The 20,774-nt window shown below is 72.3% G+C and carries 21 protein-coding genes; 10 read left to right on the forward strand and 11 right to left on the reverse strand.

Annotation, left to right across the window (positions count from 1 at the left end):
• Positions 1-53 precede the first annotated feature (53 nt).
• The 6 genes from paaA (at position 54) to AC3RJ6_RS08500 (ending at position 4,867) form a co-directional block, all read left to right on the forward strand.
• Positions 54-1,037, forward strand: a complete 984-nt coding sequence (gene paaA / locus AC3RJ6_RS08475) for a 1,2-phenylacetyl-CoA epoxidase subunit PaaA (protein WP_491426560.1) — start codon at positions 54-56, stop codon at positions 1,035-1,037.
• Positions 1,037-1,342, forward strand: a complete 306-nt coding sequence (gene paaB / locus AC3RJ6_RS08480; protein WP_231429794.1) for a 1,2-phenylacetyl-CoA epoxidase subunit PaaB — start codon at positions 1,037-1,039, stop codon at positions 1,340-1,342. The genes paaA and paaB overlap by 1 nt, the downstream gene beginning before the upstream one ends.
• Positions 1,339-2,187, forward strand: coding sequence for a 1,2-phenylacetyl-CoA epoxidase subunit PaaC (gene paaC, locus AC3RJ6_RS08485; RefSeq protein ID WP_491426561.1), 849 nt, complete (start codon positions 1,339-1,341; stop codon positions 2,185-2,187). The genes paaB and paaC overlap by 4 nt, the downstream gene beginning before the upstream one ends.
• A 5-nt stretch (positions 2,188-2,192) precedes the next feature.
• Positions 2,193-2,723: a 1,2-phenylacetyl-CoA epoxidase subunit PaaD gene (gene paaD / locus AC3RJ6_RS08490; RefSeq protein ID WP_491426562.1), complete on the forward strand. Its 531-nt coding sequence runs from the start codon at positions 2,193-2,195 to the stop codon at positions 2,721-2,723.
• Positions 2,723-3,892 carry a 1,2-phenylacetyl-CoA epoxidase subunit PaaE gene (paaE, locus tag AC3RJ6_RS08495; protein ID WP_491426563.1) on the forward strand — a complete coding sequence of 390 codons (1,170 nt, stop codon included), beginning with the start codon at positions 2,723-2,725 and terminating at the stop codon, positions 3,890-3,892. The genes paaD and paaE overlap by 1 nt, the downstream gene beginning before the upstream one ends.
• A gap of 183 nt (positions 3,893-4,075) precedes the next feature.
• Positions 4,076-4,867: an enoyl-CoA hydratase/isomerase family protein gene (locus tag AC3RJ6_RS08500; protein WP_491426564.1), complete on the forward strand. Its 792-nt coding sequence runs from the start codon at positions 4,076-4,078 to the stop codon at positions 4,865-4,867.
• Between the two features lie 10 nt (positions 4,868-4,877).
• On the opposite strand, the gene mnhG is transcribed toward AC3RJ6_RS08500, so the two are convergent.
• The 8 genes from mnhG to AC3RJ6_RS08540 form a co-directional block, all read right to left on the reverse strand.
• Positions 4,878-5,234, reverse strand: coding sequence for a monovalent cation/H(+) antiporter subunit G (gene mnhG, locus AC3RJ6_RS08505; protein WP_491426565.1), 357 nt, complete (start codon positions 5,232-5,234; stop codon positions 4,878-4,880).
• A gap of 52 nt (positions 5,235-5,286) precedes the next feature.
• A complete protein-coding gene (locus AC3RJ6_RS08510; protein WP_231429800.1) occupies positions 5,287-5,559 on the reverse strand; it encodes an MrpF/PhaF family protein in 273 nt (90 codons plus the stop codon).
• On the reverse strand, positions 5,556-6,179 hold the full coding sequence (locus AC3RJ6_RS08515; protein ID WP_491426566.1) for a Na+/H+ antiporter subunit E: 624 nt from the start codon (positions 6,177-6,179) through the stop codon (positions 5,556-5,558). The genes AC3RJ6_RS08510 and AC3RJ6_RS08515 overlap by 4 nt, the downstream gene beginning before the upstream one ends.
• Positions 6,176-7,771, reverse strand: a complete 1,596-nt coding sequence (locus AC3RJ6_RS08520; protein WP_491426567.1) for a Na+/H+ antiporter subunit D — start codon at positions 7,769-7,771, stop codon at positions 6,176-6,178. Before AC3RJ6_RS08520 ends, AC3RJ6_RS08515 begins: the two co-directional genes overlap by 4 nt.
• Positions 7,768-8,298: a sodium:proton antiporter gene (locus AC3RJ6_RS08525; protein ID WP_491426568.1), complete on the reverse strand. Its 531-nt coding sequence runs from the start codon at positions 8,296-8,298 to the stop codon at positions 7,768-7,770. The genes AC3RJ6_RS08520 and AC3RJ6_RS08525 overlap by 4 nt, the downstream gene beginning before the upstream one ends.
• On the reverse strand, positions 8,295-11,312 hold the full coding sequence (locus AC3RJ6_RS08530) for a Na+/H+ antiporter subunit A (protein ID WP_491426569.1): 3,018 nt from the start codon (positions 11,310-11,312) through the stop codon (positions 8,295-8,297). The genes AC3RJ6_RS08525 and AC3RJ6_RS08530 overlap by 4 nt, the downstream gene beginning before the upstream one ends.
• 96 nt (positions 11,313-11,408) lie before the next feature.
• Entirely contained in the window at positions 11,409-12,065 is a 657-nt protein-coding gene (locus tag AC3RJ6_RS08535) for a response regulator (RefSeq protein ID WP_491426570.1), read from the reverse strand.
• Positions 12,062-13,324: a sensor histidine kinase gene (locus tag AC3RJ6_RS08540; protein WP_491426571.1), complete on the reverse strand. Its 1,263-nt coding sequence runs from the start codon at positions 13,322-13,324 to the stop codon at positions 12,062-12,064. The genes AC3RJ6_RS08535 and AC3RJ6_RS08540 overlap by 4 nt, the downstream gene beginning before the upstream one ends.
• 167 nt (positions 13,325-13,491) lie before the next feature.
• Between AC3RJ6_RS08540 and AC3RJ6_RS08545 the strand changes: the two genes are divergently transcribed.
• Positions 13,492-14,466, forward strand: coding sequence for an SMP-30/gluconolactonase/LRE family protein (locus tag AC3RJ6_RS08545; RefSeq protein ID WP_491426572.1), 975 nt, complete (start codon positions 13,492-13,494; stop codon positions 14,464-14,466).
• Between the two features lie 91 nt (positions 14,467-14,557).
• Positions 14,558-15,433: a sulfurtransferase gene (locus AC3RJ6_RS08550; RefSeq protein WP_491426573.1), complete on the forward strand. Its 876-nt coding sequence runs from the start codon at positions 14,558-14,560 to the stop codon at positions 15,431-15,433.
• A 5-nt stretch (positions 15,434-15,438) separates the two neighbouring features.
• On the opposite strand, the gene AC3RJ6_RS08555 is transcribed toward AC3RJ6_RS08550, so the two are convergent.
• Entirely contained in the window at positions 15,439-16,254 is an 816-nt protein-coding gene (locus tag AC3RJ6_RS08555) for a class I SAM-dependent methyltransferase (RefSeq protein WP_491426575.1), read from the reverse strand.
• A 115-nt stretch (positions 16,255-16,369) separates the two neighbouring features.
• Between AC3RJ6_RS08555 and AC3RJ6_RS08560 the strand changes: the two genes are divergently transcribed.
• Positions 16,370-17,341 (forward strand): FKBP-type peptidyl-prolyl cis-trans isomerase, encoded by a 972-nt coding sequence (locus AC3RJ6_RS08560; RefSeq protein ID WP_491426576.1) that lies wholly within the window; start codon positions 16,370-16,372, stop codon positions 17,339-17,341.
• Between the two features lie 78 nt (positions 17,342-17,419).
• On the opposite strand, the gene AC3RJ6_RS08565 is transcribed toward AC3RJ6_RS08560, so the two are convergent.
• Positions 17,420-18,274 (reverse strand): energy-coupling factor transporter transmembrane component T, encoded by an 855-nt coding sequence (locus AC3RJ6_RS08565; RefSeq protein WP_491426578.1) that lies wholly within the window; start codon positions 18,272-18,274, stop codon positions 17,420-17,422.
• Positions 18,271-20,133, reverse strand: a complete 1,863-nt coding sequence (locus AC3RJ6_RS08570; protein WP_491426580.1) for an ABC transporter ATP-binding protein — start codon at positions 20,131-20,133, stop codon at positions 18,271-18,273. The genes AC3RJ6_RS08565 and AC3RJ6_RS08570 overlap by 4 nt, the downstream gene beginning before the upstream one ends.
• 132 nt (positions 20,134-20,265) lie before the next feature.
• On the opposite strand from AC3RJ6_RS08570, the gene AC3RJ6_RS08575 reads away from it, so the two are divergent.
• Entirely contained in the window at positions 20,266-20,682 is a 417-nt protein-coding gene (locus AC3RJ6_RS08575; protein ID WP_491426582.1) for a transferase, read from the forward strand.
• Positions 20,683-20,774: the final 92 nt, after the last annotated feature.

The following is a 20,774-nucleotide window of genomic DNA, read 5'->3' on the forward strand; positions in this document are numbered from 1 at the left end:
CCGCGGCCCACGTCGCGGCCGGCACCGACCGCCGCTGAACCCAGGAGTCGACGATGACCGCACCAGCAGACCTCCACCCCGTCACCGGGGCGGCGACCGATGCCGACGGCCAGGCCGCGTTCGACGCGATCATCGCCGCCGACTCGCGCATCGAGCCCCGCGACTGGATGCCCGAGGCGTACCGCAAGACCCTCATCCGCCAGATCTCGCAGCACGCGCACTCCGAGATCATCGGCATGCAGCCCGAGTCGAACTGGATCACCCGCGCGCCGAGCCTCAAGCGCAAGGCCATCCTCATGGCCAAGGTGCAAGACGAGGCGGGGCACGGGCTCTACCTCTACTCGGCCGCTCAGACACTCGGCATCGGCCGCGAGGAGATGATGCAGCAGCTCATCGAGGGCCGCGCGCGCTACTCGTCGATCTTCAACTACACGACCCCGACGTGGGCCGACATGGGCGCGATCGGCTGGCTCGTCGACGGCGCCGCGATCTGCAACCAGGTGCCGCTGTGCCGCGCGTCGTACGGCCCGTACGGCCGGGCGATGGTGCGCATCTGCAAGGAGGAGTCGTTCCACCAGCGGCAGGGCTTCGAGATCCTGCTCGAGCTCATGCAGGGCAGCGAGGCGCAGCGGCAGATGGCGCAGGACGCGGTGAACCGCTGGTACTGGCCGAGCCTGCAGATGTTCGGCCCGCCCGACGACCAGTCGCCGAACTCGGCGCAGTCGATGGCCTGGAACATCAAGCGGTTCTCGAACGACGAGTTGCGCCAGCGTTTCGTCGGCATGCTCGTGCCGCAGGCCGAGGTGCTCGGGGTCACGCTGCCCGACCCGAACCTCGCCTGGAACGAGGAGAAGCAGGCCTACGACATGAGCGAGATCGACTGGACCGAGTTCAACGAGGTGCTCGCCGGACGCGGCCCCGCGAACGCCGAGCGGCTGCGCCGTCGCCGCGAAGCCCACGAGGAGGGTGCCTGGGTGCGCGAGGCCGCCGCCGAGTACGCCCGCAAGCAGGCCGAGAAGCAGAAGGCGGTGGCATGATGTCGACCCCCGGTGAGACCGGCACCGAGGCCTGGCCCCTGTGGGAGGTCTTCGTGCGCGCCAACCGCGGCCTGAGCCACGTGCACGTCGGCTCGCTGCACGCGCCCGACGCCGACATGGCCGTGCGCAACGCGCGCGACCTCTACACGCGCCGCAACGAGGGCGTGTCGATCTGGGTCGTGCCCGCCGTGGCGATCACGACGAGCGACCCCGACGCGAAGGGCGCCTTCTTCGAGAGCCCCGCGGGCAAGAACTACCGCCACGCGGTGTATTACACGAAGAGCGAGGGGGTGAAGCACCTGTGAGCGACACCGCCCACGGCGACGTCACCGTCGACCGGCTCGCGCTCGCCGACGAGCTCGCCGGCCAGACCGACGACGGCACCGCCCGCGTCGCCTCGCCCGAGGTCGCCGAGTATGCGCTGCGGCTCGGCGACGACGCCCTCGTGCTCGCCCAGCAGCTCGGCATGTGGATCACCCGCGCGCCCGAACTCGAAGAAGACGTGGCGCTCGGCAACATCGGACTCGACCTGCTCGGACACGCCCGCTCGTTGCTGCACTACGCCGGTACCGCCACGGGCCGCAGCGAAGACGACCTCGCGTACTGGCGCGACGAGCCCGAGTGGCGAAACGCGTGGCTCTTCGAGCAGCCGAACGGCGACTTCGCCTGCACGATCGCGCGACAGCTCGTGGCATCCCTCTACTGGTTCGAACTGTACGGCGCGCTCACCGAGTCGACCGACCCGACCCTCGCCGCGATCGCCGCGAAGGCCGTGAAGGAGGTCGACTACCACCGCGATCACGCCGTGCAGTGGACGCTGCGGCTGGCCGGCGGCACCGACGAGTCGCGTCGGCGCATGATCGACGGCGTCACGGTCACCTGGCCGTACGTCGACGAGCTCTTCGCCGACGACGAACTCGTCGAGCGCCTCGCCGCCGACGGGGTCGCCGTGCTGCCCTCGTCGCTGCGGCCCGCGTTCGAGGCGGCGGTCGACGCGGTCTTCGCCGAGGCCGAGCTCGAGCGTCCGACCGGGCGCACCGCGTACACCGCCTCGGGCGGGGGCCGGCGCGGCTCGCACACCGAACGGCTCGGGCCGCTGCTCGCCGAGATGCAGGTGCTCGCCCGGCAGCATCGGGGTGCGTCGTGGTGACGGCGATGACCACCGCCGGTCGAGTGGCGCCGATACGAGGCGGCGATGCGTCTCGAGACCGTGCCTGGTCGGTCGCCGCGACGGTGACCGACCCCGAGATCCCCGTGCTCACGATCGAAGACCTGGGTGTGCTGCGCTCGGTCGAGGTCGGCGACGACGGCGTCGTGCGCGTGCAGATCACCCCGACCTACAGCGGGTGCCCCGCGATGGACGCGATCCGCGACGACGTGCTGCTCGCGCTCACGCACGCCGGCTACGGCGACGTGCGCGTCGAACTCGTGCTCGCCCCGGCCTGGACGACCGACTGGATGAGCGACGCCGGCAAGGAGAAGCTGCGCCGTTACGGCATCCAGGCCCCGACCGGCACGGCGGCCGCGCGCGAAGCCGGCCCGGTGCGCGTGCAGCTCGCCGTCAAGTGCCCCCGCTGCGACTCGCTCAACACCCGCGAGCTCGCCCGCTTCGGCTCGACGTCGTGCAAGGCGCTCTACGAGTGCCGTGACTGCCTCGAGCCCTTCGACTACTTCAAGGTGCTCTGATGGCGGCGACGAACCTCGGCTCCACGGAATCGGTCGCCGAGGCGTTCCTCGCGTCGACCGTCGGCGGCGAGCACCTGCCGAAGCGACGTCGCGCCCGCTTCCACACGCTCGAGGTCGCCGAAGTGCGACCGCTCACGGGCGACTCGGTCGAGGTCACCTTCGCGGTGCCCGACGACCTCGCCGACGAGTACTCGTACCTGCCCGGCCAGTACGTCGCCCTCCGCAAGGAGCTCGAGGGCTACGAGCGCCGGCGCAGCTACTCGATCTGCCGCCCGCCCGAGCGGGGTAGCCTCTCGGTCGCGATCAAGCGCGACCTCGGCGGGGTGTTCTCGACGTGGGCGAACTCCGAGCTCAAGGCCGGCGACACGCTCGACGTCATGAGCCCGCAGGGCACGTTCACCTCGACGCTCGACGCGCTCGACGGCAAGCACGTGGTCGGCATCGCGGCCGGTTCGGGCATCACCCCGTTGATGGCACTGGCCCACGCCGTGCTGGCCCGCTCCGAGACCTCCGAGTTCGAGCTCGTCTACACGAACCGGTCGACGCTCGACGTGATGTTCCTCGAAGAGCTGGCCGAGCTCAAGGACCGCTACCCGTCGCGGCTCGCGCTGCACCATGTGCTCTCGCGCGAGCAGCGCACCGCGCCGCTGCTGTCGGGCCGCATCGACGCCGACAAGCTCGGCACGATGCTCGACGTGCTCATCCGCCCCGAGACGGTCGACGAGTGGTTCCTCTGCGGACCGTTCGAGCTCGTGCAGCTCGCGCGCGACACCCTCGCCGAGCGCGGCGTGCCGACCAAGCACGTGCGCTACGAGCTCTTCACGACCGACGCCGACCAGGTCGAGCCGCGGCACGGTCGCCCCGTCGTCGTGCAGCAGGGCGAAGAGACGGTCGCGATCGAGTTCACGCTCGACGGGCAGTCGTCGACGGTCGAGAGCCCGGTGTCGGCGAACGAGTCGATCCTCAACGCCGCGCTGCGCGTGCGGCCCGACGTGCCGTTCGCGTGCGCGGGCGGCGTCTGCGGCACGTGCCGCGCCCGCGTCGTCGAGGGCAGCGTGAACATGACCGAGAACTACGCGCTCGAGCCCGACGAGCTCGAGCGCGGCTACGTGCTCACGTGCCAGTCGCACCCGAAGTCCGAGCGCGTCGTGGTCGACTATGACGTGTAGCGGGCAGCCCGGCGTCGCCGCAGTCCGCCCTCGCGTGGCGCTGCCGCGCGCGGGTCGTGGGCGCACCCGCGCGCGGTCACGCGCACTGCGGGGGTGCATTTCCGACCCTCGAACGGCGTGTCGAGCCGATCGATGTCGGAAAATGACCCCCGGAACGATGTCCCGACGCGAAGGAGCGCAGCGATGATCGAGTTCACGGTCGACGAGCAGACCCGGGTCGGCGAGGTCGTGCTGAACGCCCCCGACAAGCTCAACGCACTCGACGAGCAGGCGATCGGCGAACTCGCCGCGGCCTACGCCGAGGCGCAGCGGCTCGCCGACGCCGGCGACCTGCGCGCGCTCGTGCTGCGCGGCGAGGGCCGCGCGTTCTGCGCCGGCCGCGACATCTCGGGCGTCGACCCGCGCGAGGACGACGTGCTCGGCTACCTCGGCGGGCGGGTCGAACCGCTCCTGCACACGATGGCGGGCCTGCCCGTGCCGACGTTCGCCGTCGCGCACGGCGCGTGCCTCGGCGTCGGGCTCGGCCTGCTCATCGCGAGCGACATCGTCTACGTCGCCGACACCGCGAAGATCGGCTCGCCGTTCGCGAACCTCGGCGCGACCCTCGACTCGGGCGGCCACGCCCTCTTCGTCGAGCGGCTCGGCGCGCACAAGACCATGGACCTCATCGTCACCGGCCGGCTCATGACGGGCGACGAGGCGGTCGCGTCGGGCCTGTTCAGTCGGGTCTTCGCGGCCGACGAGGTGCTGGATGCCACCCGCACGGCGGCCCGGGCCGCGGCGACGGGAGCGACCCAGGCGTTCGTCGCCTCGAAGATGCTCGTCGCGTCGCTGCGCGACGACCGGCTCGGGCTCTGGGCGTCGATGTCGGAGGAGAACCGCGCCCAGGCCGCCCTCTGCGACACGGCCGACTACCGCGAGGGCTTCGCCGCCTTCCAGGAGAAGCGCAAGCCCGAGTTCACCGGCCGCGGCTGACGAGCCCGGTTCACCCCGCCGGGTGCTCCTCGTGCTCGGCGATGTCGCGGCCGAGGTCGTCCTCGATGAGCAGGTCGCGGCGCACGTGGTCGGTGCGGTAGGCCGAACGGCCGAGCATGTGCGCCGTCATCGGCTGCGTGAGCAGCTGGAACGTCATGATCACGATGACGGTCGAGATGACGCCCCACGTCGGCGCGCGTAGCGCGATCGCGAGCAGCACGGTCGCGAGGCCGAGCACCTGCGGCTTCGTCGCGGCGTGCAGGCGGGTGAGCACGTCGGGAAACCGCAGGATGCCGAGTCCGGCGGCCATCGAGAGGAAGGCGCTCACCAGGATGAGCAGCCCGACCGCGACGTCTGCGCCGCTCATCGCCCACCTCCCCGGGCAGCACGCAGCGCGTCACGCGCGAGATCTGCGCCGTTCACGAGGCATCCTGCTTCGCCATGAAGCGGGCGATCGAGATCGACCCGACGACCGCGAACATCGCGAGGATGAGCAGCACCACGAGCGTGTCGGTATGCCGGTTGATCGCCATCTCGGCGCCGAGCGCGCACATCGCGATGGCGAGCAGCACGTCGGTCGCGAGCGCCCGGTCGAGGATCGACGGACCCTTGATGATGCGCACGACCGCGGCGATCGCGCCGATGCCGAACATCACGCCGGCGGCGATCGAGACGACGGTGAGGAAGGTCATGCGGTGCCTCCGTTCGAATCCTGCGAGCCGGATGCCGCGTGGCCGGCGCGCGCCCGACGGGCGCGACGCTCGGCGCGCACGATCTCGGCCTGCTCGTGGGTGCCGATCGCGAGCACGATGCGCTCCTCGGTGCCGAGCACCTGACGCCGGGTCTTATCGATGTCGGCCTGCGTTCGGGTGCCGAGCGCATGCAGGTAGAGCAGTCCCCGCTCGCGGTCGATGTCGACGACGACGGTGCCGGGCACGACCGAGATCGCCTCGGCCGTGAGAGTCGTCACGAGATCCGACCGGGTGTGCAGCTGCACGGCGATGATCGAGTTCATCGGCTTCCACCACGGCCAGATCGCGAGCACCGCGACCTGCAGCGACGCGTAGACGACGTCGACCATCATGCGGAGGCCGAGCAGCAGTCCGCGCCACGGGTTGAACCTTCCGCTGAGGAGCACGGGCGGCAGGTAGAGCACCCGCGTGACGGCGATCGCGAGGATGACGCCCGTCACGATGCTGAGCACGTCGATGTGGTCCCACAGCAGCAGCCACAGCACGAGCAGGCCGACCAGCAGCGGCAGCTGCCGCCAGACCGACCGCCAGCGCGACACCGGTTCGTTCGTGTGGCTCATCGGACGCCTCCGGGGAACACGATCGAGATGTACACCGACGGGTCGCTGAGCCCCTCTGCGGCGCGGCCCGCGTACTCGAACAACGGCCCCGCGAACACGGTCAGGCACACGGTGACCGCGACGAGCGTGGCCGTCGCGACGACCATCAGCACGGGCGTCGTCCGGGTGGCGGTGACGGTCGCGCCCTCGGGCGCCTCGAGCACCGATCCGAGCAGGGCCGACTCGTAGCCCTCGAGCTCGTCGCGGCGGCGCCAGAACGCCATGTTCCAGAACCGGGTGAGTGCGTAGAGGGTGATGAGCGAGGTCGCCGCGCCGGCCGCGATGACGACCCAGATGAGCCAGTCGGGCGCGGTCGCAGCGCCGGCGCCGCCGGCCCCCGCGCCCTGCGCGCCCGCGACGAACAGGCCGACCTTGCCGAGGAAGCCCGAGAACGGCGGGATGCCGCCGAGATTCACGGCCGGCACGAAGAACAGGATCGCGAGCAGCGGGGAGGCCTTCAGCAACCCCGCGAGCCGGTTGATCGACGTCGCGCCGCCGAAGCGCTCGATGAGCCCGGTCGTGAGGAACAGCGCCGTCTGCACCGTGATGTGGTGCACGACGTAGTAGATCGTCGCGGTCAGGCCGATGACGCTCGACAGGCCGATGCCGAAGATCATGTAGCCGATGTGGCTCACGAGCGTGAACGAGAGCAGCCGCTTGATGTCGGCCTGCGTGAGCGCGCCGAGGATGCCGATGAGCATCGTGAGCCCGCCGATGACGATGAACAGCGTCGACAGGTCGTTCTCGGGGAAGAGCACGGTCTCGGTGCGGATGATCGCGTAGACGCCGACCTTCGTGAGCAGGCCGGCGAACACCGCCGTCACGGGTGCGGGTGCGGTCGGGTAGGAGTCGGGCAGCCAGAACGACAGCGGGAAGACCGCCGCCTTGATGCCGAACGCGACGAGCAGCAGCAGGTGCAGGATGAGCTGCACGTCTTGAGGAAGCTCGGCGAGGCGCACCGAGAGCTGGGCGATGTTCGCCGTGCCCGTCGCGCCGTAGATGAGCGCGATCGCGCTGAGGAAGAAGAGCGACGAGACGAGGCTCGTGATGATGTACGTCACGCCCGAGCGGATGCGCTCGCCCGTGCCGCCGAGGGTCAGCAGCACGTAGCTCGCCGACAGCAGGATCTCGAAGCCGACATAGAGGTTGAACAGGTCGCCCGCGATGAACGCGTCGAACACGCCCGCGGCGAGGATCAGGTACGTCGGGTGGAAGATCGACACCGGCGTCTCGCGATGCTGGTCGGCGATGCCCTGTCCGACCGAGTACACGAGCACGACGAGCAGCATGATCGCCGAGATCACGAGCATGATGGCCGACAGCCGGTCGACGACGAGCGTGATGCCCCACGGGGCGTCCCACGCGCCGATGTAGACGACGGCGGGGCCGGTCTGGTCGACCTGCACGAGCAGCACCGCGGCGATCACCGTCACGGCCGCGAGCACGGTGACGCCGACGGCCATCTGCGCGCGCCGGTGCCGGCCGAGGATGAGGGCCACCGCGGCGCCGATGAGCGGCAGCAGCACGACGAGGGGCACGAGCGTCGCGGTCACGGGCGGCTCCCCTCATCGTCGTGGTCGCGGGCGGATGCCTCGCGCTCGAGCTCTTCTTCGTCGATGCCGGCGACGACCTCGTCGAACTCCTCGTCGCTCGCGTCGATGATCGACTGGATCGCCTCGTCGTCGGCGGCCGAGGAGCGGATGAGGTCGGCCGCCTCCTCCGCGTCTTCGGCCAGCTCGGCCTCGTCGTCGACGAGGTCGCCCTTCGCGCCGAGCTGCGCCAGCCACCACGACCGGTAGATGAGGGCGAGCATGAACGCCGTGATGCCGAGGTTGATCACGATCGCGGTGAGCACGAACGCCTGGGGCAGCGGGTCGGAGATCTCGCCCTCGTCGACGCCCTCGCCGAGGATCGGGGCGAGGCCGGGCGCTCCGCTCATGAGGTACATGAGGATGTTCACGGCGTTGCCCACGAGCAGGAACCCGATGAGCACGCGCGTGAGGCTGCGCTCGAGCATGACGGCGATACCGGCGCCGAAGAGGATCGCCATGAGGAGCACGAGCGTGAGCGAGGCGGTCATGCGCGCACCTCCTCGTCGGACGGTCGAGCAGGGTCCGCCGGTCGAGGAGCGCCCGGCGAAGCCGGGCGCGTCTCGAGACCGTCGGGATCGCCGGTCTCGTCGCCGGCCTCCTCGCCCTCCTCCTCCTGCCGGTCGACCTCGGCGCCGAGCGAGCGCAGGATGTCGAGCACGAGTCCGACGACGACGAGGTACACGCCGATGTCGAACAGCGTCGACGTGCCGATCGAGAGATGGCCGAGCACCGGCACGTCGGCCTCGAACCACGACGACTCGAACACCGTGAGCCCGAAGAGCAACGAGGATGCCGCGGTGCCGGCCGCGAGCAGCAGGCCCGTGCCGAGCAGCCGGCCCGCGTCGACGGGCGCCGCCTCGCCGAGCTCGTACCGTCCGCCGGCGAGGTACCGGGCGACGAGCGCGAGGCCCGCGAGCAGCCCGCCGGCGAAGCCGCCGCCGGGCGCGTTGTGGCCGACGAAGAGCAGGTACACCGAGACGATGATCGCGGGGTGGAACAGCAGCCGCACGAGCACCTCGATGAGGATCGAGCGATTGCGCGGCGACAGCGTGCGCCCGGCGAGCAGCCACGTCTGCCGGTTCGAGGCCGCCTCGGCCGCGGCATCCGTCTCGTCGTCGACGTCGGCGAGCCGCGGCTTCGCGGCCCGGATGCTCGATGCCGGCTCGAGCACGGGCTGCAGGCGGTTGCGGCGGTCGGGCTCGTCGAGGCGGGGCGCCCCGCCCGTGCGGCCCGACACGAAGATGAGGCTCGCGACGCCCGTGGCGACGGCGACGAGCACCGAGATCTCGCCGAGCGTGTCCCACGCGCGGATGTCGACGAGCATGACGTTGACGATGTTCTTGCCGTGCGCCTCGAGGCTGAGGGCGGGCAGCCCGTCGGCGATCGTCGGCTCGATGCGGGCGCCGAGCGCGACGAGTCCGATGACGGCCATCACGAGCCCGGCGAGCACGCCGATGATCGCCCGCGTGGTGCGGCCGAGCGCGGTCGGGTGCACGGCGCTCTGCTTCGGCAGCCGGCGCAGCACGAGTACGAACACCACGAGCGTGATCGTCTCGACGAGCGCCTGGGTGAGTGCGAGGTCGGGGGCGCCCGACATGCCGAACAGCAGCACCAGCCCGTACCCCGTGACGCTCACGAGCAGCACCGAGGTCATGCGCCGGCGGATGATCGCGGCCGCGACCGCCGCGACGGCCATGATGAACGCGATGAACGGCTGTGCGGGGTAGTCCCAGAGCCGCACCCCGTCGGGCCAGGTGCTGTTCAGCATCGCGGCGGTGCCGAGGCCCGCGATGAAGACGACCATGGTGATGGCCAGGTAGCCGGCGAGGCCGCGCACCTGGAACGCGGTCGTCACCCAGGCGGCCGCACGGTCGACGGCCGAGACGATGCGCAGGTAGCCGCGCGCCGAGTCGATCGCCGGCGGCAGCGCCGCCTGCATGCGGGCGACCCGCTGCCGGCCCCAGACGAGCAGGGCCGCGAGCGCGAAGACCGCCGCCGACAGCCAGAGGGCGGGTTCGAGTCCGTGCCACAGGGCGAGGTGGTAGTCGTGCGCCCCCGGCAGGGTGTCGGCGTACGCCGCGAGCAGCGGCTCGATGAACGTGATCGTGAACGCCGAGACGAGCGAGGCCGCCGCGAGCAGGGCCGGGGCGATGCCGATGGCCGGGCTCTCGCGGTGCAGGGGAGTGGGCGCGACCTCCCGCTTCGTGAAGAACGCGCCCCACACGAACCGCACGGTGTAGGCGACCGTGAGCACCGAACCGGCGAAGGCGGCGGCGAGGGCGACCCAGCCCCACGCGTCGCCCGCGAGGGCGGCGTCGAGGTCGGCGGTGAAGACCGCCTCCTTCGCGACGAAGCCGAGCAGCGGCGGCAGGCCCGCCATCGAGCCGGCGGCGACGAACGCGATGGTCGCGATCACGGGCATGCGCCGGCCGAGGCCCGACAGCTTGCGCCAGTCGCGCGTGCCCGCGGCGTGGTCGACGATGCCGACGACGAGGAACAGGGTCGCCTTGAACAGCGCGTGCGCGAGCAGCAGGGCCATACCCGCGAGGGCCGCGTCGCGCGTGCCGAACCCCGTGACCATCACGAGGAATCCGAGTTGGCTGACCGTGCCGTACGCGAGCAGCAGTTTGAGGTCGTACTGCCGTAGGGCGCGCCAGCCGCCGACGAGCATGGTGAGCGCGCCGAGCCCGATGACGATGGGATGCCACACCTCGAGGTCGGCGTAGCCGGGAGCCAGTCGCGCGACGAGGTAGACGCCCGCCTTCACCATCGCCGCCGCGTGCAGGTACGCCGAGACGGGTGTCGGCGCGGCCATCGCCGCGGGCAGCCAGAAGTGGAACGGCACGAGCGCGCTCTTCGAGATCGCCCCGACGAGGACGAGGGCGATCGCCCACTCGCCCGCGGGCCCCGTCACGGGGTGGGCGATGAGCTCGGCGAGGCTCGTCGAGCCGCCCGCGACCGAGAGGATGACGAGCCCGACGAGCATGGCGAGCCCGCCGAACGTCGTCACGGTGAGGGCCTGGAGCGCCGCACCACGACTCTCCTTGCGACCCGTGTAGTGGCCGATGAGGAGGTACGAGAGCACGCTCGTCGCCTCCCAGAACGTGAACAGGATGTACACGTCGTCGGCGGTCACGAGCCCGAACATGACGCCCGCGAACGCGAGCAGCAGGGCGGCGAAGCGGCCGAGCGCCGGCTCGTCGTCGCTGAAGTACCAGGTGCAGTAGACGAGCACGAGCGCGCCGATGCCCGTGACGATGAGCGCGAGCAGCATCGCCAGCGCATCGAGGCGGAAGGTCAGGGAGATGCCGAGCGTCGGGATCCACTCGACCGACTCGACGAGCACGTCACCCGCGACGACCGGGGGCACGAGGGTGAGCAGCCAGACGAACACGGCCGCGGGCAGCGCGGCCAGCATGAGGAAGACCCGGCGGCCGACGAGCCTCGTCAGCATCGGGGCGAGCAGCGACAGCAGGCCGAAGGCGACGAGGCTGAAGATCATCCATCCTCCTCACGCCGCGCAATCGTCCGGCTTCTACTCTTTCATGCTTTATCTCTGCTGACGAAAGCCGGATGAAGCTCGAAAAGCCGGCACTTCCTAGCGCCGGATGATGCGCCGCTCGATCGCGGCCGCGACGGCGCCCGCGCGGGTGTCGACGCCGAGCTTCGCGTAGATGTGCGAGAGGTGCGACTTCACGGTCGCCTCCGAGACGAGCAGCTCGCGGGCGAGCTCCTTGTTGCCGAGACCCTCCGCGAGCAGCTCGAGCACCTCGACCTCGCGTTCGGTGACGACGGGGCCGGGTGCGGCGGCACGGCGCACGAGGGTCGCGGCGACCGAGGGGGCGAGCACGGTCTCGCCGCGCGCGACCGCGCGGATGCCGGCGAACAGCTCGGTCGGCGGGGCGTCCTTCAGCAGGTAGCCGCCGGCCCCGGCCTCGAGCGCGCGGATGATGTCGGCCTCGGTGTCGTACGTCGTGAGCACGAGCACGGCGGGCGGCTCGTCGAGCGCGCGCAGCCGGGCCGTCGTCTCGACGCCGCCGGGGCCGTCGCCGAGGTTGAGGTCCATGAGCACGACGTCGGGCCGGTAGGCGCGGGCCTTCGCGACGGCCTCGTCGCTGTCGCCGCCCTCGGCGACGACCTCGAACCCGTCCTTGCCGCCGAGGAGGGCGGCGAGACCCGCACGCACGACCGGGTGGTCGTCGACGAGGATGATGCGCACGGCGTCGGCCTGCGGCACCCGGGATGCCTCGTTCACGAAGTCACCTGCTCTCCCGCGTCGCCCGCGGCCGAGGCATCCGCGCCCCGCGAACCGTCGGACAGGGGGAACGATACCGACACGGTCGTGCCCTCGCCGGGTGCGCTCTCGATCTCGGCGCGTCCGCCGAGCTCGGCGGCTCGCTCGCGGAGGCCCCGCAGGCCGTGGCCGCGCTCGCCCGAGCGCCGGCTCGTGCCCTCGTCGAAGCCGACCCCGTCGTCGCGCACGTCGAGGCGCACTTCGTCGGGCTGGTAGGTGAGGCTCACGACGACGCGATGCGCGTGCGCGTGCTCGAGCGCGTTGGCGAGCGCGCCCGCGGCGCTGCGCAGCAGGGCGCCGGCGACGGGTGCGGGCACCGTGCGGGCGTCGCCGTGGCAGTGGAATGCGAGCGCGGGGCCGCCGCCCGTGGCGGAGGCATCCGCGACCAGGCGCTCGATCGCGCCGGGCAGCGCGTCGGCGCTGCCGCCCTCGAGCGCGGCCGGGGCGAGGTCGCGCACGACCCGGCGCACCTCGTCGAGCCCCTCGCGCGCGGTCGCGGCCGCCGTGCGCACGTGTCCGCGGGCCGAGTCGGGGCGCAGCTCCCAGTCCTGCTCGGCGGCCTGCAGCAGCAGATTGATGCTCGACAGCTGCTGGCCGACCGAGTCGTGGATCTCGCGCGAGAGCCGGGTGCGCTCGGCCAGGGCCCCCGCCCGGCGCTCGGCGTCGGCGAGCTCGTCCTGCGCCTCGGTCAGCTCGTCGAGCAGGCGCTGCCGCTCGGCCGACTCGCGTTCGAGCGCGCGGTAGGCGATGACCGTCGCGATCGCGATGCCGGCGGGCCCGACGATGACGGTCAGGTCGATGCCGTCGTCGATGCGCGACCAGGCGACGCTCACCACGACCGTCATCACGACGACGACCGCCACCGCAGGCCCGAAGGGGATCACGCGCAGCACGGCGAACGCGAGCGGAACGGCGCACCACGCGAACGAGGGTGCGGCGAGGGTCAGCGCCATCCACAGCACGACGACGGCGACCACCCAGATCGTCGGCCAGGCGCCGCGGCGCGGCAGCACCGGTCGCAGCGAGGCGACGACGGCGAGCGCGACGGCGCCCGCGAGCACCGCGGCGGTCTCGGGCGCGAGGCCGTGCCGCTCGACGTAGCGGGCCGCGCACACGACGAGCAGCACGAGCAGCACGGCGTGCAGCCAGCGGTCGAACCGGGCCACGGGCGCGAGGATGCCGCGCATGCCGTCGGCCGGCTGCCGGTTCTCCTGCTCCATGACCGCACAGCCTACGGACAGTCGGTCGACGCGGGCATCATCCGATCGGCTATTCGATTCGAGCCGGATGCCCGACGCCCGGGCACGGATCCTGCGGTGAAGTGGAATCACCCGGTTCACGCCGGACCAGACCCGCACCGAACCGGACTTCACCAGGAGGAGATTCCATGAAGCACAAGACCACCATCGCCGGCCTGCTCGCCGCCGCGACCCTGACCACCATCGTCACGACCGGTGCGGCGCCGGCCTTCGCCCAGGACGGCGATCACGGCCGCCCCGGCACCTACACCCTGAACGGCGACGCCGAGGGCAGCCGCTTCGAGGGCATCGGCGCCGACCAGCGCAGCGGTGCCTTCTACGTGAGCGAGGTCACGGGCGGCGAGATCCACCGCGGCGACGTGCGCTCGTCGGCCACCGAGCAGTGGATCGCGGGCGACGGCACCGACGGCCGCTACACGGCCCGCGGCATCACGGTCGACCGCGACGGCAACGTCTTCGTCGCCGGCGGCCCGAACGGCATCGGAACCGGCCGCCCCGACCTGTGGGTGTACTCGCCCGAGGGCGACCTGCTCGCCTCGCTCCGCGTGCCCGGCACGGCCGACGCGTTCCTCAACGACGTCGCGATCGGCGCCGACGGGGCCGCGTACTTCACGAACTCGAACGACCCGCAGGTCTTCCGCGTCGCGCAGGGCGCCGACGGCCAGTGGGGTGCCGAGCTGTGGGCGGATGCCGCGGGCACCGTGTCGCGCGTTGCCGGCTTCAACCTCGGCGGCATCGTGCTGACAGCCGACAAGAGCGCGTTCGTCGTCGCCCAGGGCAACGTCGGCAAGCTGTTCCGCTTCGGCTTCGACGGCACCGTCACCGAGATCGCGACCCCCGGCGCCGACCTCGTCAACGCCGACGGCCTCGTCCGCCAGGGCAACACCCTCACGATCGTGCGCAACTTCTCGAAGGCGATCACGACCCTCCGCATCTCGGCCGACGGTTCGACCGCACGTTTCGTGAGCGACGTCGCGACCGACCCGAGCCGCGTGCTCACGACCGCCAAGTCGCTGCACGGCCGTACCCTCTACGTCGACAGCGAGTTCGGCGAGGGCCAGGTCGAGGCCCCCTACGAGGTCATCACGAACCCCTTCGCCTGACCTCCCCGTAGCAGCACGACGGATGCCCCCGGGGCCATGCCCCGGGGGGCATCCGTCGTCGTCGTTCGCGGAGTCTTGCGAGGATGGACGCATGCCGATCCTCATCTCCGCCGACGAGCTCGCCGACCGTCTCGACGCCGAACGCGCCGGCCGGGCCGACGGCCGCACCGTCGTGCTCGACGTGCGCTGGTCGCTCGCCGAGCCCGACGGCACCGAGGCCTTCCGGGCCGGTCACATCCCGGACGCGGTCTACGTCGACCTCGACGGCGAGCTCGCCGATCATCACGCGGTGGGCGAGGGGCGGCATCCGCTGCCGACCGAGGCCGCGTTCACCCGCGCGATGCGGCGCTGGGGCCTGCACGACGGCGACGCGGTCGTCGTCACCGACGACCTGGGCAACCAGTCGGCCGCTCGCGCCTGGTGGCTGCTGCGGCACGCCGGCGTGGCCGACGTGCGCATGCTCGACGGCGCGCTCGCCGCGTGGCGGGCCGCCGGGCTGCCGCTCGAGACCGGGGATGCCGCGCCCGAAGCCGGCGATGCGACCGCGCGGTTCGGCGCGATGCCGATGATCGACATCGACGGCGCGGCGACGTTCCCGTCGCACGGCGTGCTGCTCGACGCGCGCGCCGCCGAACGGTACCGCGGCGAGGTCGAGCCGATCGACCCGCGGGCCGGTCACATCCCGGGCGCACGCTCGGCGCCGAGCGGCGGCAGCCTCGACGCCGACGGGCGGTTCCTGCCCGCCGAGGCACTGCGCGAGCGGTTCGCCGCGCTCGGTGTGCCGCTCTCGTCCGACGGGGTGCAGGTCGCCGCGTACTGCGGCTCGGGCGTCACCGCGGCCCACGCGGTCGCGGCGCTCGCGATCGCCGGCGTCGACGCGGCGCTCTACCCGGGCTCGTGGAGCCAGTGGTCGAACGACGCGACCCGCCCGGTGGCGACGGGCGACGAGCCTCCACTCGCTGGTTGAGTGGCTCAACCGGCGGCGAGCGGCCGGTAGCCGACCGCGATGAGGGTCGTGAGGTCGAGCGTGCGGGCCTCGGGCGACGCCTCGAGCCGCGCGACCAGGCGCTTCCGCACCCCGGCGACCTCGTCGTCGTCGAGCCCCGCGATCGCGGTGCGGATCGCCGTGCCCTCGACGAGCGACCAGGCGAGCTCGGGCGTGATCTCGACATGCCGGCGGGCCGCGTCGGCACGCACCCGCTCGAGCCCGAGTCCCGTGAGCCAGTGCGCGAGGCCGCCGGGGGTGTCGATGCCCTCGAACGCGGGCGTGTGGTGCTCGTCGTCGTGCTCACCGGGCAGCGCCGCCGTCAACGCGTCGAGGAACGACCCGAGCGCACCGCGCGCCCACACCGTGACGCCGACGCGGCCACCGGGCTTCGCGCGCTCGATGAGGTGGCGGGTCCCGGCGTCCATGTCGTCGAAGAAGAACACGCCGAGCACGCACTGCACGAGGTCGTACCCGGTCGGCTCCCAGGTCGTGACGTCGGCGACGTGCAGGCGCAGCTGCGGCAGGTGCGCGCCGGCCCGCTCGCGCGCGATCTCGATGAGCTCCTCGGTGAGGTCGACCGCGTCGACGAGCCCGCCCGGCCCGACGAGCTCGGCCGTCGGCAGCGCCGAGGCGCCGGCGCCCGAGCACGCGTCGAGCACGAGCTCGTCGAACTGCGGCCGCGTGCGCGCCAGTGTCGCGGTCGAGATCGGATCCCACACCGCCGCATCAAGCTCGGCGAACTTCGCGGCCCCCGCCGCGAACGCGCCGACATGGTCAGGCTCGTCCGTCAACTCCCCCATGGGCCCATTCTCGCGGTGATCGGCCCGATTTCCGGGAATTCAGCAAAGAGAAAGGCGAACGGTGCAGACTGGATGCCACTGCATCACGTTCTCCGATCGAATCGAGTCCTCTCACATGAATCGTGCCCTGCGCCGCGGCGCGCCCTTCGCGCTCGCCACCTCGGCCGCCCTGCTCCTCGCCGGCTGCGCCGGCAGCGCCAGCCCCGAGGCATCCGAAACGCCCACCGCCGACGCCGCCGCGTGCATGGACGTGCCCGCCGGCGACCTCAGCGACGCCGTCAAGGTCGACGGCGAGTTCTCGAAGACGCCCACCGCCGAGTTCAGCACCCCGCTCGAGGCCGACGAGCTCCAGCGCACGATCGCCATCGAGGGCGACGGCGAGACGACCGAGTCGGGCCAGAAGATCAACGCCGTCGTCACGACGTTCTCGGGCAAGTCGGGCGACCAGCTCTTCTCGCAGCCCGCGACGATCACCGCGGGTGACGAGACGCTCTACGAGGCCTTCCTCGCCGGTATCGACTGCGTGCCCGTCGGCTCGCGCACCGTCACGGTCGCGCCCGCCTCCACCCTCTACGGCGACACGGGCAACGAGTCGGTGGGCATCGAGGCCGGCGAGACCGTCGTCATCGTCGTCGACGTCGTCGAGGTGCAGCAGCCGCTGAAGCCGACCGAGTGGACCGAGAACGTGCCCGAGGTGAAGTGGGGCGCCGAGGGCGAGGCGCCCACGGTGACCCTGCCGAAGACCGACCCGCCCGCCGACCTGCAGCTCAAGGTGCTCGAGGAGGGCGACGGCGCCACTGTGGGCGACGGCGACAGCGTCACCGTGCACTACCAGGGCATCAGCTGGGACACGGGTGAGATCTTCGACCAGAGCTACACGCGCGGCGAGCCCGCGACGTTCACGACCGACGGGGTGATCCAGGGCTTCAGCGCGGCGCTCGTCGGCCAGAAGGTCGGCACGAAGCTCATCGTGACGATCCCGCCGGAGTACGCGTACGGCAGCGAGAAGAGCGACCAGAACCCGCTCGGCGGCCAGACGCTCGTGTTCCTCATCGAGATCCAGGACACCGCGCCCGCCGGCCAGTAGGGGCGGAGCGCGAAGGGGCCGGGCGGCATCGCCCGGCCCCTTCGTCGTCTCCCGATCCGGTGAGGCAGGAGACGACGGTCAGCGCGCGAGCGTCGCCCAGACGATGAGCGCGCTCGCCGCGACGAACGCGATCACGAACACCGTGTCGCGCAGCCGCCACGGCATCAGGTACCGCTCGGTGCGGGTGCGGTGGGCGCCGAAGGCGCGGGCGTCCATGGCGAGGGCCACTCGCTCGGCGTGCCGGATCGCCGACGCGAGCAACGGCACCGCCGTGCCGAGGCCCCGGCGCAGGGCGGCGATCGGCCCGCGGCCGGCGACGGTGCCGCGTACGCGATGCGCCGCCCGGATGATCTCGAGCTCGTGCCCGAAGCGCGGCACGAACCGCAGCGCCGCGAGGGATGTGTAGCCGATGCGGTACGGCACCCGCAGGTTCTGCACGGCCGCGCGCACGAACTCGGTGCCGGTCGATGTGAGGCCCGCGATGAGCGACAGCATGAGCACGGCGAGCACGCGCAGCGCGGTCGCGAGGCCGACGAGGTAGGCGGCGAGCGTGAAGTCCCAGTCGCCGATGCCGAAGACGACGACGGATGCCGTGGGGCCGGCGACGCTCGACGGGTCGACCCACACGCCGAAGCTGACGCCGAGCACGAGCGCGGCGAGCGGCGTGCCGACGACGAGGGCGACCACGAGGCGGGGCGAGAGGCGGGCGCCGGCGAGCAGCACGACGAGCGCGAGCACGATGAACGCGAACGGAAGCACGAGGTCGCGGCTGAACACGACCACGATCATCGCGGGCAGCGGCGCGGCGAGCTTCGCGAGCGGGTTGAGCGCGGCGAGCGGGCCGCGGCGGGCCGGGGCGCTCGTCGCCGGGCCGGTGGCCGTGGCGGCCGCGGCGGTGCCGCCCGTCGACGGCTGCACGGGTGCCGCGCTCACGAGACGCCCGCCGCGACGGGCAGCTGGGACATGCGGGTCACGCCGTGCCACTCTGGGTGCCGCTCGAGGCCCCGGGTCGCCCGCGCGAGCGGCGGGTGCCGCAGGCCCGACTGCTCGATGAGGGGCCCCGCGAGCACCTCGGTCGTCGGGCCGACCCCGAGCAGGCGTCCGCCCGAGAGCACGGCGAGCCGGCTCGCGTAGTCGGCGACGAGTTGCAGGTCGTGCGTGACGACGAGCACCGTCGTGCCCTCGTCGTTGAGCGTGCGCAGCATGTCGAGCAGCTCGCCGGCCCGTGCGCGGTCCTGCCCGAACGTGGGCTCGTCGAGCGCGAGCACCGGGGCGCCGGCCACGAGCGCGGTGCCGACCGAGAGGCGGCGCTTCTGCCCGCCCGACAGCAGGAACGGATGCTGCTCGGCGAGGTCGTCGAGGCCGAATCGGCGCAGCATCCGGTCTCGTGAATCGGCGACGGCCTCGTCGTCGAGCCCCTGCAACCGCAGCCCCTGTTCGAGCTCCTCGCGCACGGTGGGCGCGATGAACTGGTGCTCGGGGTTCTGGAACACGAAGCCGACCCGCGCGACCCGTTCGCGCGCGTCGGCACGCGCCGGGTCGATGCCGAGCACGTCGACGGTTCCCCGCGGGGCGGGGATGACGCCCGCGAGCGCCTGCAGCAGGCTCGTCTTGCCCGCGCCGTTCGTGCCGACGATCGCGAGGAACTCGCCCTGCGCGACGTCGAGGTCGACGCCGTCGACGACGACCGGCCCGCGCCGGCCGCCCCGGCGCACCGAGAGCCCGCGCGCCCGGATCGCGGGCGCCGTGCCGGCCGGGCTCGTGCGCAATTCAGAAGCGGAGGTGCGTCGCACCCCCGCGTCGCTACTCGCCGACCGCGACACGCCCCTCCGCTCCTGAATCGCGAACGTGGGCGACGTGGTCGGGGCGAGCGACGGGGCCGATTCGAGCGCGGTCGAGCGCACGGGCGACGACTCGCTGAGCGGCGACGGCAGCTCGGGCAGCGCGTCGAGCGCGGCGCCGAGCTCGGCCGGCGTCAGCGGCAGCGGCTCGATCGGCACGCCTGCATCGCGCAGGCGCATCGCGGCGAGGGTCGAGACGGGCAGCCAGACCCCGAGCTCGGCCAGTTCGTCGGCGCGTTCGCGCAGTGTCTCGCGGGCGGGACCGTCGATGACGAGCCGGCCCTCGGCGTCGAGCACCACGACCCGGTCGACGAGGTCGACCGCGGCGTCGAGGTTGTGCTCGACGAGCACGATCGCGTGCTCGTCGTCGTCGGCGAGCTCGCGCAGCACGGCGTAGACCTCGTCGATGCCGGCCGGGTCGAGGTTCGCGGTGGGCTCGTCGAGCACGAGCACGGGCGCGGCCATCGCGAGGGCGCACGCGATCGCGAGGCGCTGGCGCCCGCCGCCCGAGAGCGCGTCGGGATTCTCGGTGCGCCGGTCCCACAGGCCGACGAGCTTGAGGGCCCGCTCGGCCCGGGCGAGCACCTCGGATGCCTCGACGAGCTGGTTCTCGGGCGCGAAGCAGACCTCGTCGAGCACGGTGCCGGTCACGATCTGGGCGTCGGGATCCTGGAAGACCATCGCGACGTGCTCGCTGAGCACGCCGACCGGGTGCTCGCGGCTGTCGAGACCGGCGATGCGCACGGTGCCGCCGAGCTCGGCGGGCACGGCGTGCGGCACGAGCCCGTCGAGCGCGAGCGCGAGCGTCGACTTGCCGCAGCCGCTCGGTCCGAGCACGAGCACGACCTCGCCGGGGGCGATCTCGAACGAGACCTCGGCGGGGGTCGGCCGCTCGGCGCCCTCGTGGCGGATGCTCACGCGGTCGAGCTCGAGAAGGGGGGATCCGGGCATGCTTAGGACAGCCTAACTTGTGCCCGTGCGACGGTTCGCGGTGCCCGGGCGAAGCACCGGGAATACCCCGGTCAGGCCTGATGTTGTACTGATGTCCGGCAGGTGGAGCCTCCACGCCGGGAGGAGGAGAACGTGGGCATCAGCTATGTCGAGTTCGAGGACGAAGCCGGGATCCTGCGTCGCTATCGCAAGCACGTGAACGGTCGGGGCCTCGTCGCCACGACCGCCAAGGTCGACCCGACCGCGTTCGTCGACCCGACGGCCTACGTCGACCCCGGTGCCGAGGTGCAGCGGGGCGCCCAGATCGGGCCGCGGGCCTGGATCGAGAGCAACGCGATCGTCGCCGAGCGCGCCGTCGTGGGCGTGAACGCCCGGGTGGGCCGCCAGGCCGTCATCGGCCGCAGCGCGGTGCTCGGGCCGTACGTCACGGTCGGCGTCGGCGCCAAGGTGCACAACGCCGCACGCGTGCCGCGCGAGACGGTCGTCGCCGACGGCGACGAGTACCGCGCCACGACGAAGGACCTGCGCCGGCTCGGCCTCGCGGCCTGAGTCGCGCACCGCCGAGCGGCGGGCGCCGAGGGCGCGAAATCGAGTGGGCAGAAATCGTCCAGAACAGACCCTGTTCTGGACGATTTCTGCCC

Source organism: Agromyces cucurbitae (assembly GCF_058349945.1).